The sequence below is a fragment of the Planococcus sp. RAB007_Raresut genome, from assembly GCF_057369535.1.
On record NZ_JBXYIF010000004.1, the window covers coordinates 259,579 to 272,141 of the forward strand.

Here is a 12,563-nt window from a genome sequence, read left to right on the forward strand (position 1 = left end):
AATCATTATGAATATGCACATAAAAAAAGGACCCCTTTAAGGGTCCTTTTTTCACTCTACTTTTTCAAACAACTCCTGCAGAATATAATAAGACTGTTTTAAGCGCTCTTGCGTTTGCGGCAATCCCCACTCTTCCCACGAATAAATTCTGGTATCATCCAAGCCCATCGTCTCCGGCTCACCGACTTCACTTTCAAGAACAGCAGCAGCCGCTATTCCTTCGACCGTCTGACTAGCTTCGATGCCGTCTTTCAGCAAATCGCCTGTAAACTCTTTTTTAGCAGGGTCCCTGGCATTTAACAGCATCCATGGAATACGAATTTCCAAAACGCCCGTTTCAGTTGAATAATAGAAGTCATTCAATGAATCATAATCTTCATGTTCCGGATTAGCCATACCGAAACGCAGCTCGCCTGTCTCATAATAATCGAATGGAAATTCTTCGCCAGTATCCGGCCTTGTAAACGCCTTGTTCAATGCCAGGCGAATCGGATGGAAGTTCTGGTCGATCTGCGGCTCCTCCTCCAGCATTTCCAGGCGTGTATGGTAATCGTAATAGAATGTATCGTAGTCTCCTGCCACTTTGATGGCAGCCTCTTCTCCGTCTACAGTCAGCTCAAAATCGGCAAGAAATTCATCTGACATAGTGATTCCTTCGCTTTCGCGGACACTGAAATACAGACGCAACTCATCTTCTTTCCACCATTTTTCCTTCGGATCGAATTCCGCTTTCACATATACATAACGTTCATCCGAATCCATCGACAGTGAACGAAGTGCGCCATCTTCCTTTTCATAAAGAACCGTGTCTTCCTGCCAATCATCTTTCCCGTCCACCTTCACTTTATGACGGTCAAAGCTGAGCAGCCCGAATTGCTGTTCATTGGTCTGAGCGTTTGACCAGAAGGGACGTTCATCAGGATTATCATAATCCATCGTGTTCCATGTCCGTTTAAACCATTCATCCTGCCAGGTGAAAACTAAGCCGCCGAGCATTTCCTCTTCCAGAATATCTTCATACAAATGGCTGACGATCTCCCCTTGCTCCCGCTCTGAAATAAAACCTTGATTCCAGCCGAATGGATTTTCATGGGTCATTCCGCGTGATGCCGGTACGCCAAATTCCGCAATTAGAATTGGCATATCGTGGGATTCATTCAAATCGCGAAGGTATCCCGCGTAATTATTCCGTTCCCCACGATGATCGATAAACTCTGTATATTTTTCTTCTAAATTGAGAAAATCCGGATAGTACGGATAGACATGATACGAAGCAAACATACCTGCTTCTTTCAGATCACCTTTTGTTTTGATATGGTTCGGATCGACTGCAGCCAGATCTTCCTGTTCACTTGGTTCAGCAGGCTGTTCGATATTGTCCGTTGTCACCCAGTTTGTAAAACTTAAAGGGCGCATACTTTCGTAATTCTCATATTCATACACAGCAAGCAAATCCAGCTGCTGGGCAAGCCAATGCTCCATCGGATTGGCATCAGCAGTTTCGATATAGGTACCGGAGAACTCACCGAGATCCGGATATTTGAGATCCATTTCGTGAACAGTGATCGGATACCATTCAATGCCGATTATCCAGCCGATGACATAATCCGAAATATCCGCTTTGTATTTGCCCGAAGAATGTCCCGGCTTCTGTTCAATTTCCGCATTGCCGTGGATAACATCCACTGCGGTTTTCATTTCCTGATGGAAGCTCTCCGTAATTTCCGGTGTAAAAGCATCCAGCGTCTCCTCAAGCGGCCCTTCATCAATCCACACCCCGTGATATAAATACAACGGGGTATCAGCTGTTTTATTGTACTGGGCAAAAGCTTCGTAAAATGCCGGGGGATGAATCGTATATACGCGGATAGCGTTGGCATTCATTTCACCGATCGCTTTAAACCACCTATCATACTCTTCCCGTGTAATCGCCGCTTCACCGGGGAACGTTCCCGGCTTGGCCATACCCATATTGACCCCTTTGACGGTGAAATCTTTCCATTCGCCCTTTTCAAAGACTTCGAATTTCTCACCTTCCACACGAGCCGGATATGAGATGCCTTGTTTGGAAGCTGCATTGGATACTTGCTTATCCGACAGCTCCTTCTTCCCATAACTCTCTGCAAGGACAGTTTGCATGACAGGAACATAAGTCTTCCAAAAAAAATTGTCGGCTCCGCCAAATGCATCGAGAGATAAGAAAGACCTGATTTTCGCAAGCCCGCTGTACTGATAGAAAGAGGGTACATTTTCTACATCCACAAAGTCTCCCGCAAAATAGTACACATCGGATTCATTGACCTTCTTTTTCAACATCGCTGGAAAACTTGTTGGGATTCCCTGTTCAGCAAGGATTTCCTCTCCCTTGTCTGAAAGCTTCCAATCATATTCAGCTAGAACTTCGGCTCCTTGTGCTTCGTTTATATCGAACCAATAATCGAAAGTCGGGCTTTCAGCCAAATCAAAAGCCGCTTTCCCCGATTCCGTAAAACTTACATGCAAACCTTCTTCTGTAATGTCCCCCTGCTCTTCAGAAAGAACAATGATTTTTCCACTTTCATCTTCGACCAGCACAAAGCCGCCGCCAGTAAACCGCCAGTCAGCGTCGTTTTCGAAATTGGCGATAATCCAGTCCGGCACCTCTTCCCCCGCTGTTAAATCCGGAAAGTATCTGCCGGACCAGCCGCTCCACTTGATACCCAGAAATTGTTCCACATCAGCGCTTACGGCTTTTTCAGTCGGCGAAGCCAGCGTATTGAATTCGACGACCAGATCACTCCCATCATCCATTACACGCTGCTTCACCGCCTGCCATTCGTCCATCTGCAAACCGCCATAGATCAGTTCCGATTTTTCATCGTCCCCCTCCTGCCAAGAAAGGTCTTCTTTATATACACCATATGTATCTGCCAGATAAATTAAATCATAATCCGAATCAAGGTCGGTTATATCATTGATACTGTATTCAGCAGCTTTTTCATTTGGCATAAAGCCAAAATAATCCGAATCCGCCTGGTACGCTGTTCCATCGGGTTGCTGAAATCCGCTGTGATTCAATACCCAGGACAAACCCTTATGTTCCCGGTAATTTTCAACAGGTACAGTTTTGTCTATAATCACTACATTCAATTTTTTATGGTCTTGAGCTGCCCAGATCAGGAGCGGTAAAGCAAAAACGGCAATAATGACAATCGCTCCTAGAAGCGTTTTTTTCATGTTGTATCCTGCTCTCGTGTGAATTTATTTTTCTTTGTAAGTATATAACAAATAATAAATAAATTGATAGAAAAAAATGCCTTCATAATACAAATTTCATAAAAGCCGGCGGACAATCAGGCAACAAAAAACAGCACTCGAAATATCGAGTGCTGTCCTTTTATTTCACTATGATTTTAGCTTAATGCCTGTTCAAGATCTTCGATTAAATCTTCTACGTCTTCAATGCCGACAGAAATCCGCACCAAGCCTTCAACGATGCCAAGTTCGCCGCGGCGCTCGACTGGAATCGAAGCATGCGTCATCTGTGCCGGAACTGAGATCAGGCTTTCAACCGCGCCCAGGCTTTCCGCAAGTGTGAAGTATTTCAACTTCGCCAACAGCTCGCCAGCTTTTTCCTTGCTGCCAACGTCAAATGAAATCATGCCGCCAAAACCGGTGGCCTGCTTTTTCATCAATTTGTGGCCGGTGTGGTCAGAGAGACCTGGGTAAATGACAGTTCCTACTGCGTCATGTCCTTGCAGGAATTCAGCAATTTTCTGTGCATTGCTTCCCGTCTCTTCCATGCGGATGCCGAGTGTTTTCAATCCGCGCATCAATAGCCATGAATCCTGCGGCCCTAAAATTGCGCCGACTGAATTTTGAACAAAGTGCAGTTCAGAAGCAAGTTCCTCTGAGTTCACTACGACAAGTCCCGCTACAACATCGCTGTGTCCGCCGATGTATTTCGTAGCGCTGTGCAGTACAATATCAGCTCCAAGTTTAATCGGGCTTTGCAAATATGGCGTCATGAATGTGTTGTCGACAATCGTCAGAAGGTTCTTCGTTTTAGCGAATTTCGCCACTGCTTCAATATCGGTCACTTTCAATAATGGATTTGTCGGTGTCTCGATGAAAATCGCTTTCGTATTTTCTTTGACTGCCGCTTCCACTTCTTCCATGTTCCCTGTATCCACAAAAGTGAATTCCAGACCAAAGCGGTTCAGGACTTTATTCATGACACGGTACGTTCCGCCGTAAACATCGTCAGTCAGGATAACGTGGTCTCCAGCGGAGAACAGCATCATGACAGATGAAATAGCCGCCATACCTGAACCGAATGCAAATCCGGCATGTCCGTATTCGACGTCCGCGATCAACTCTTCAAGCGCATGGCGCGTCGGGTTGCCCGTACGTGAATATTCATAGCCTTTGAACTTGCCGACAGCTTCCTGTTTATACGTACTTACCTGGTAAATCGGCGTGGAAACGGCGCCTGTCGCTTCGTCCCCAAAAATGCCGCCGTGGATCAATCTCGTCTTGGCTCTCATTAATTTTCCTCCTCGAAGGTTTTATTATAAATATCCTGGCTCATATATCGTTCGCTGGAATCCGCAAAAACCGTGACGATATGGCTGCCGGGTTCAGCGGTTTCGGCTTCTCTTAACGCTGCAACGAATGCAGCGCCAGAAGAACTGCCGACCAATAAGCCTTCCCGTTTCGCCAATTCCTTGAAAGCGGCGAAAGCTTCCCGGTCGGTAATCGTATGGATCGCTTCGAATAATGAAGTGTCCATGTAATCCGGTAAAAACTCCATACCGATGCCTTCTGTTAAATGAGGGCCGGATTCACCGCCGTTCAAAATGGATCCTTCCGGTTCCACGATTACGGTTTTAATAGCAGCGTTTTGCGATTTCAAATAACGGGATGTCCCCATAAAAGTGCCGCCGGAACCTGCTCCCGCGACAAATATATCGATTTCACCATCAAGTGCTTCCCATAATTCCGGGCCCAGTGTTCGGACATATGTTTCCGGATTTGCGGGATTCGAGAATTGAGACGGTGAAAAAGCCTGCTCGTCTTTTGCAAGCTGCTGCGCTTTTTCAATTGCGCCCTTCATCCCTTTTTCAGTCGGTGTATTGATGACTTCTGCGCCAAGTGCGCGCATCAGCCCCTGTTTTTCCTGGCTGAATTTCTCCGGGACGACGAACTTCACTTTATAGCCTTTGCCGATAGCAGCAATAGCTAAGCCGATGCCTGTGTTTCCGGCAGTCGGCTCAATCATTGTGCCGCCGGGCTTCAATACGCCCCGGCGTTCGGCATCTTCTATTAAAGAAACACCCAGGCGGTCTTTTACACTGCCCCCTGGATTAAAATACTCTAGTTTAGCGAAAATCCTGCAATTGTTCGGAATTTCCATATTCGTCAATTCGAGTAATGGGGTTTCACCTATTAATTGCTGGATGCCGGTAGCATATTTCATGGTCATTCTCCTCAGACAGTTTCTTCAGCGAACACCTGGTGCCACTCGTCTTTTTTCGCCAGCATTTCACGCGCCAGTTCTTTCGCGCCTTCTAAGCTGTGGCTTGCTGCCCAGCCGCATTGCACTTCATTGCAGGCTGGAACTTCGTCTGCTTCAATTACATCTTTTAATGTATTTTCGATGATGCGCAATACATCTTCGTAATCATCGTGGTTGATCAATGAAAGATAATAGCCTGTTTGGCAGCCCATTGGCCCGATGTCGATGATCTGGTCTGAATGGTTGCGGCTGTGTTCTGCCATCATATGCTCCAACGAATGAAGTCCTGGCATTTCCATATGTTCTTTGTTCGGCTGCTTGAAACGGATATCGTATTTGCGGATCGTATCTCCGTTCGCTCCCGTTTTTTCTCCTGCAAGACGTACATATGGCGCCACTACTTTTGTATGGTCGAGGTTAAAACTTTCAACGTTCATTTTTTTCAATGGGATCGTCTCCTTTAATTTTTAATGCTGTCAATCAGCCAGACATAATTGTTCAGCTGTGTGAACTCTACCGTGAATCCTGCCTGTTCAATCAGTCCTTTCATCACAGGCAAAGTCGTGTAATATTCACGGTTTAAATCTTCTACAAGGTTATCATGACCGCGTGACTTTTCAAAGTCAATCACTTCCTGCTGCGCTTCTTTTGACTGGAATAATGTATCCGCGAATACCACTTTTCCGCCTGTCGGAAGCAGTTCCGCGTACAAGTTGAACGCCTCAGCTTTTTCCGCATCCGTCAGATGGTGAAACGCATAGGAGCTGACCAAAGATTTCGGCTGCAACGGCAGATCGAATTCCAAGAAGTCTCCATCTATGATCGCTGCATCCTTCAACTTCTCATTTGTTACTTCGCGCATTGCCGCGTTCGGCTCGATGCCCGAAACTTCATATCCCTTGGCAAGCAATTTTTCAGTCAGGTTGCCCGTTCCAACACCAAATTCAATCACTGGACTTATTGCCGCATCGGCCACGGCTTGCAGTATATCTTCATATTTAAAGAACACATCTCTGTATTCCGCATCATTTCCACTAACTGACTCATCATAGGTGTGAACCCATTCATCGAATATCGTTACGAACTCGCGTCCCATAAATTTGCTCCTTTTCGGCTTTATTGTACATAAAACCAATAGTTTTACTCGGCTTTATTTATAACATAAAGAAGCGCCGGTTTCAAACTTTCAAAACCGGCGGCAGTTCATCTTTCTTTTCAATGATTTTTTTCAATAAAGCTTCGGCTTGCGGCAAGGTGAATTGAACGATTCTGCCAGTTATAAGAGCCACCGCTATCGTGCCGATGCCGACCGGACCGCCAAGCGCCCAGCCAATCAGCGCGGCAGTGATTTCGATTCCAGCGCGCACAACAGTGACGCTTAAACCGGTTTTCTGCATCAGCACCAGCATCAAGCTGTCCCTTGGGCCCGCTCCGATTTTCGGTGCTACATAGATGCCCACGCCGAAGCCGGAAACGATAATACCCCCGATCAGGATCAAGACCTGCCCTGTGATCGAAGGAATATCGGGAATCAGGAAATAATAGATATCGATGAATACACCGATCAGGATCATGTTCAGGAAAGTGCCGATTTGCGGCAGCCTCCGCTGTGAGATGGTGGAGATGATGATCAATATAAATGCGACAAGAATCGACCAGGTGCCGATTGTCAATCCAAAATTCATGAACAATCCGACATGCAGCACATCCCAGGGACCGATTCCAAGTTTATTGGCCTTGATAATCATTGTGAATCCCAGTGCCAGTATAATTAATCCGCTGAGAAAGAACAGCCAGCGGTAAAACAACGTTCTCATCATTAAGCCCCTTCTTTCACTGATTGTTCATCATTCCTTCCGGCTTAAGAAAAATCCACCCATTTGAAGCAATGGGTGGAAATCCGGATCAATCGTCTTTCACTGTCAGCTCTGCATATCGCCCATCAGTTACTTCCAGCAATTTAGCGGGTTCAATTTTAATCTGCATGCCGATTTTTCCGGCGGATACGATAATCTCTTTCTGGTTTTCCGCCTGCCGGGCAATAAACGTCGGAAACGGCTTTTTCATGCCGACCGGCGAACAGCCGCCCCGCACATATCCGGTCAGTACCAGTATGTCTCTGACCGGCGCCATTTCGATTTTCTTTTCGCCTGCTGCTTTTGCAGCTGCCTTTAAATTCAATTCTTCAGCCACCGGAATCACAAACACATAATGCTGTTTGGAAGATCCCGCAGCCACCAGCGTCTTATAGACCATTTCTTCTGGATGGCCTATTTTGGCAGCGACTGATACACCATCCACCAGACCATCTTCAATTTCATAATGAATGATGTCATAAGGGATATTTTCTTTATCAAGGATTCTTGCAGCATTGGTTTTTGCAATCTTTTTTCCCATGGCGGCGCTCCTTATCTGGTAACTGTAATCATAAAATCAGCTTACCACCATTTTCAAAATATTTCTAATCGTTCTGGTTCATTAATTTTTTCAGCGCTTCGGCCATTGCTGTATTTTGCGGTGGCTCGTCCTGCTGTTTCAAGTATTTATTGACGTCTTTCTTGGTTGCTTTGGACTTGCCGGATTTTTTGCGTTTTTCAAATGCCGACAGTTTCTCGCGATGTCCGCATTTGCAGACGAAAATCTTGCCGTCGCCTTCGCCCTGCATTTCCAGTTTCTTATGGCAGTTCGGGCAGCGCGCGTTCGTCAGCATCGCCACTTGTTTCTTGTAGCCGCATTCGCGGTCCTGGCAGACATTCATCTTGCCGCGTTTGCCGTTGACTTCAAGAAGCGGCTTGCCGCAATCCGGGCACATTTTGCCGGTGACATTGTCGTGCTTGAATTTCTTGTCGCTCTTTTTAATATCAGATACTGATTTCTCGGCAAACCGGATCATTTCCTGCATGAATTCGTTCTTCTTCATCTGCCCTTTGGCGATTTTCGTCAGCTGCTGTTCCCAATCAGCTGTCAGTTTCGGTGACTTCAGATCTTCGGGAGCGAGCTCAAGAAGCTGGCGGCCTTTTGACGTAATCGTTAAATCCTTGCCTTTTTTCTCAATCAGGAACGTGTTGAACAATTTATCGATGACATCGGCGCGGGTCGCTACTGTTCCGAGTCCGCCTGTTTCGCCAAGTGTCTTGATCAATTCCTTTGATTCACCTGCCATGAACTGCGCCGGATTTTCCATCGCGCCGAGCAGCGTTCCTTCATTGAAGAAAGCGGGCGGCTTGGTTTTGCCTTCTGTCAGGGAGATGCCTTTGATTTTCAGGGTCTGCCCTTTTTCAAATTTCGGCAAGGTCGTGTCCTTGTCTTCATCGTCATCCAGGTAGATGCGTTTCCAGCCTTCATTGCGTACCGTATTGCCTTTCGCTTGGAACGTTTCACCGCCGGCAGTCAGTTTAACCGTCGTCTGGTCGTACTCATACTGCGGATAGAATACCGCCAGGAAGCGCTTGACGATCATATCGTATAATTTATGCTCATTCGCCGACAGCTCGTGCAGCGGCGGATTTTCCTCGGTCGGAATAATCGCGTGGTGATCGGACACTTTCGCATCATCGATAACACCTTTTTGTGCTGCGATCGGCGATTTCAGTACCGTTGCCGCAAGGGAGCGGTATGGTCCCGTCTGCACGGCTTTGATGCGGTCTTTCAGCGTGTCTTTCATATCAGATGTCAGATGCTTCGAATCCGTCCGCGGATACGTCACGATCTTATAGCGCTCATAAAGGTTCTGCAGCGTGTTGAGCGTTTCTTTCGCCGACCAGCCATAGCGTTTATACGCCTCTTTCTGCAATTCGGTCAAGTCGAATAAAGGCGGTGCCGGCTGTTTTTTCGGCGTGATCTTGATATCTGTCACGGTGCCTTCATGTGTGTTGTCGAGCTTCGCGAATAAACGATCGATTTTCTCCTTATCAAACGACTGCGTTGAATTGCCGTCTGTCCACGTGAATGCGGCCTGGTCCGTAATCGCCTGCATACCGTAATACGGTTTCGGCTGGAAGTTGCGGATCTGCTGTTCGCGCTCTGCAATCATCGCAAGCGTCGGCGTCTGCACGCGGCCCGTTGATAATTGCGCGTTATATTTTACCGTTAACGCACGAGTGGCGTTGATGCCGACGACCCAATCAGCCTCGGCTCTTGCGACTGCCGCCTGGTAAAGGTTTTCGTAGGCTTTGCCGTCTTTTAGATTATTAAAGCCGTCTTTGATCGCTTTGTCTGTTACTGATGAGATCCACAAGCGCTTGACTGGTTTTCGCGTATTCGTTTTCTCCAGGATCCAGCGCGCCACGAGTTCCCCTTCGCGCCCGGCATCCGTCGCGATGATGACTTCTTTAACGTCACCTCGGCTGAGCTGCGATTTCACTGCGTTATATTGTTTCATTGATTGTTTGATCGGCACCAGCTTGAACGGCTTCGGCAGGATCGGCAGATTTTCCATCTTCCATTCCTTGAAGTCATTGTCATATTGCTCCGGCTGTGCGTGCGTTACCAAATGGCCCAGCGCCCACGTTACAATATACTGCTTGCCTTCCAGATAGCCGTTGCCTTTCTGATTGCATCCGAGCACCCGTGCAATGTCGCGTGCCACCGATGGCTTTTCCGCTAATACGATTGATTTCATTTCTATTCACCCTCATTTCTCATTTGGCTATTATAACATTTTCTGTTTTATGGGTGGTGTGGGGTGATTGGAGAGTGTAGTTTGGGAGTAGTCGGAATTTTCTTGCTATGTGAATTTAGTTCAGCTATATTCAGATGAAGGAGATGATAATTATTGATACTTAAAGAGCGTCACCAGCCACCTGAAATTCTGCAGCTCGAAAGCCTGCTGCAACGTTTACCCATCGTCCATCCCCTATTTCCCCAATGGACCGAAAAACTTCGTCGAATGTCTGCCGGCTTCCACGGTGAACAGCGCGTCGATTCCCTTTTCTATGACATTCCTATTGAAACTCCCCATTACTTTATACAAGATCTCTACATCCAAAAGCCCAAGTCCTCCCATCAGATCGATACCGTGCTCGTCACCAGCCGTTTCGTCTTGCTGCTTGAAATAAAATCCATTGCAGGCGAGCTGAATTTCGACCCTCAGCTGCGCCAATTTTCCCGTACCAATAAAGACGGCAGCATCGACGGCATGAACAATCCCGATGACCAGATCCGCCGCCATGAGAAATTCGTGCAGCAGTTTTTGACATCGCAAAAAGTATCGCTTCCTGTCATTGGCCTTATTGTATTCACTTATCCGTCCTCTATTGTAAACAGCCGGCCGAAAAACCGCATCATCATCCAGTCGTCGGGTTTGCCATTTTTGGTGGATCAACTGCTTGCGAAATATCCTGATGAGATATTGACTGCGCGTAAAACGCGGCATCTGGCTGGTAAGCTTTTGGAGAGGCATTCGAAGAGGGAGTTGCGGCGGATAGAGGTTCCGGCGGGTTTGAGGAGGGGTGTGCTATGTCGCCAGTGCGATAAAGTACTTCATTATGATAAAAGAGCTTGGAGATGTAGCCAATGCACCTATAAAAATCCTTTGGCTCATCTAGACGCGTTACTGCAATATCGAGTATTAATATCTGAGACTATCTCAAATCGTGAATTCCGGGATTTTACAGGTCTCACTTCTATTTCAATAGCTTCTAAGATGTTAACTGGATTGAATATGGAAATTAAAGGCAGTTTTAAAGATAGGCTTTACCTGATTCCAGAGGTTTTTAAGTAATGGACAGTATTTCTACGCTAATGGACAGTAAAGGAGTGATAATGGACAGTATTTGACCTCTAATGGACAGTATTTGCTCCCTAATGGACAGTAAGCTCTTTTACTGGAATTCACATTTTTATAACTGTTAATAAAATCCAGCAAAACCCTTTACATGTCCGATTGCACCATAGATTCTCCTGGATTTCAGCCCATAATCTCATTTGCCATTCAAATTTCGGTACCCAAGCGACTCTTTCACGACCAAATCATGCCCAAATCAACCAATTTCCAACAAGCACAACCAAACCAACCCCTTAAATGGAAAAAATCTTCGCCAAGGCGAAGATTCCTTCAAAACCAGGACGTTTTCGCCATGCGAAAACGTCCGCTGGGGTCTTGAACTTATGGTTTCTCGCTTTTCGTCCGGGCTTAGGCGAAAAGCATCCATTTTTCTTTTGAACTTAGCATTGCATGACAGTTTCTGCATCAACCGATCACAAGTTTAGAGATCTATATAAAACATAGCCTACATAATAAAACCCAAAGAACATTTCCCCCCGCGAAAAAACACCCACTATTGTTCTTGAACTCACGGTTTTCCGCTTTTCGCAAGGCGAAAAGCATCCATTTTTCTCTTGAACTCAACAGCTTCTGTCCCCACAAATATCTACGCCACGCAAAAAAGCCTCCCGCAGGAGGCTTTTTCATAAGGAACCTTAGTGTTGGTCCAGTGTTTCTTTGGATAGGTGCTTGCTCATTTCGGCGTATTGCACGAAAACACGGGCCAGTTCGCGAAGGCGGTCGTGGACGTCTTCACTGATGATGTTGTTGTCAGCATCAAAATGGCTTGTGTGTGTGTAGACGTAGTTCGGCGTCACCAGGCAGCGGAAGTAATCGAGAATCGGCTTGAGCTGATTTTCAATTACCAAGTGATGCTGGTAAGTTCCGCCGTTTGCGACGATCGATACTGGCTTATAGCGCATCGTATGCGGATGCAGCAAGTCGAATGTGTTTTTCAGGACGCCTGGAATAGAACCCTGGAAAATCGGTGATGCAATGATGTAGCCGTCCGCCTCGTTGAAGCGGCGGGCAAGTTCCTGCATGCTGCTGTTATATTCGCCAAGTGGGCGTCCATCCACAAATTGATGCTCGTAATCAGCCAGGCTCAGAATATCCAATTCCATATCAGGCTGGAATTCCTGAATATACATTTTGACCTGCTCCAATACCGCGCCTGTCTTTCTTCCCACAATTGTGCCGTCCACTAATAATACCTTCATAAAACTGTTCCTCCTCGAGTCCATATATACTGGGCAGCCAGGCTGCCTCTCAATGATTTTTTATTCGAGTCCAAATGAAAAA

At 46.5% G+C, this 12,563-nt stretch carries 10 protein-coding genes; 1 reads left to right on the forward strand and 9 read right to left on the reverse strand.

The window, feature by feature from the left end; genetic code table 11:
* Positions 1 to 51 precede the first annotated feature (51 nt).
* The 8 genes from AC2Q9J_RS10055 to AC2Q9J_RS10090 all read right to left on the reverse strand — a co-directional run bounded on the left by AC2Q9J_RS10055 (position 52) and on the right by AC2Q9J_RS10090 (position 10,118).
* Positions 52 to 3,216, reverse strand: coding sequence for a hypothetical protein (locus AC2Q9J_RS10055; protein ID WP_499039505.1), 3,165 nt, complete (start codon positions 3,214 to 3,216; stop codon positions 52 to 54).
* Between the two features lie 176 nt (positions 3,217 to 3,392).
* Positions 3,393 to 4,526, reverse strand: coding sequence for a bifunctional cystathionine gamma-lyase/homocysteine desulfhydrase (locus tag AC2Q9J_RS10060; RefSeq protein ID WP_499039507.1), 1,134 nt, complete (start codon positions 4,524 to 4,526; stop codon positions 3,393 to 3,395).
* Positions 4,526 to 5,458: a PLP-dependent cysteine synthase family protein gene (locus AC2Q9J_RS10065; protein WP_499039509.1), complete on the reverse strand. Its 933-nt coding sequence runs from the start codon at positions 5,456 to 5,458 to the stop codon at positions 4,526 to 4,528. The genes AC2Q9J_RS10060 and AC2Q9J_RS10065 overlap by 1 nt, the downstream gene beginning before the upstream one ends.
* An 11-nt stretch (positions 5,459 to 5,469) precedes the next feature.
* The gene (locus AC2Q9J_RS10070) at positions 5,470 to 5,943 is read right to left on the reverse strand and encodes an S-ribosylhomocysteine lyase (protein ID WP_499039511.1); all 474 of its coding nucleotides are present in this window, start codon (positions 5,941 to 5,943) and stop codon (positions 5,470 to 5,472) included.
* 14 nt (positions 5,944 to 5,957) lie between these two features.
* Entirely contained in the window at positions 5,958 to 6,593 is a 636-nt protein-coding gene (locus tag AC2Q9J_RS10075) for a class I SAM-dependent DNA methyltransferase (protein ID WP_499039513.1), read from the reverse strand.
* 82 nt (positions 6,594 to 6,675) lie between these two features.
* A complete protein-coding gene (locus AC2Q9J_RS10080) occupies positions 6,676 to 7,314 on the reverse strand; it encodes a YczE/YyaS/YitT family protein (protein ID WP_499039515.1) in 639 nt (212 codons plus the stop codon).
* A gap of 88 nt (positions 7,315 to 7,402) precedes the next feature.
* Positions 7,403 to 7,894: a Cys-tRNA(Pro) deacylase gene (gene ybaK, locus AC2Q9J_RS10085; protein WP_499039517.1), complete on the reverse strand. Its 492-nt coding sequence runs from the start codon at positions 7,892 to 7,894 to the stop codon at positions 7,403 to 7,405.
* Between the two features lie 64 nt (positions 7,895 to 7,958).
* Positions 7,959 to 10,118 (reverse strand): DNA topoisomerase III, encoded by a 2,160-nt coding sequence (locus AC2Q9J_RS10090; RefSeq protein WP_499039519.1) that lies wholly within the window; start codon positions 10,116 to 10,118, stop codon positions 7,959 to 7,961.
* 153 nt (positions 10,119 to 10,271) lie between these two features.
* On the opposite strand from AC2Q9J_RS10090, the gene AC2Q9J_RS10095 reads away from it, so the two are divergent.
* On the forward strand, positions 10,272 to 11,219 hold the full coding sequence (locus tag AC2Q9J_RS10095; RefSeq protein ID WP_499039521.1) for a nuclease-related domain-containing protein: 948 nt from the start codon (positions 10,272 to 10,274) through the stop codon (positions 11,217 to 11,219).
* 698 nt (positions 11,220 to 11,917) lie between these two features.
* Here AC2Q9J_RS10095 and AC2Q9J_RS10100 read toward each other — a convergent pair.
* Complete coding sequence (locus tag AC2Q9J_RS10100) at positions 11,918 to 12,481, reverse strand: NADPH-dependent FMN reductase (protein ID WP_499039522.1); 564 nt, start codon at positions 12,479 to 12,481, stop codon at positions 11,918 to 11,920.
* Positions 12,482 to 12,563: the final 82 nt, after the last annotated feature.

Excerpts from the sequence above, each read along its gene's own strand:
- AC2Q9J_RS10055 (WP_499039505.1), bottom strand. The coding sequence starts at position 3,216 with ATGAAAAAAACGCTTCTAGGAGCGATTGTCATTATTGCCGTTTTTGCT.
- AC2Q9J_RS10090 (WP_499039519.1), bottom strand. The coding sequence starts at position 10,118 with ATGAAATCAATCGTATTAGCGGAAAAGCCATCGGTGGCACGCGACATT.
- AC2Q9J_RS10075 (WP_499039513.1), bottom strand. The coding sequence starts at position 6,593 with ATGGGACGCGAGTTCGTAACGATATTCGATGAATGGGTTCACACCTAT.
- AC2Q9J_RS10060 (WP_499039507.1), bottom strand. The coding sequence starts at position 4,526 with ATGAGAGCCAAGACGAGATTGATCCACGGCGGCATTTTTGGGGACGAA.
- AC2Q9J_RS10080 (WP_499039515.1), bottom strand. The coding sequence starts at position 7,314 with ATGAGAACGTTGTTTTACCGCTGGCTGTTCTTTCTCAGCGGATTAATT.
- ybaK (WP_499039517.1), bottom strand. The coding sequence starts at position 7,894 with ATGGGAAAAAAGATTGCAAAAACCAATGCTGCAAGAATCCTTGATAAA.
- AC2Q9J_RS10100 (WP_499039522.1), bottom strand. The coding sequence starts at position 12,481 with ATGAAGGTATTATTAGTGGACGGCACAATTGTGGGAAGAAAGACAGGC.
- AC2Q9J_RS10065 (WP_499039509.1), bottom strand. The coding sequence starts at position 5,458 with ATGAAATATGCTACCGGCATCCAGCAATTAATAGGTGAAACCCCATTA.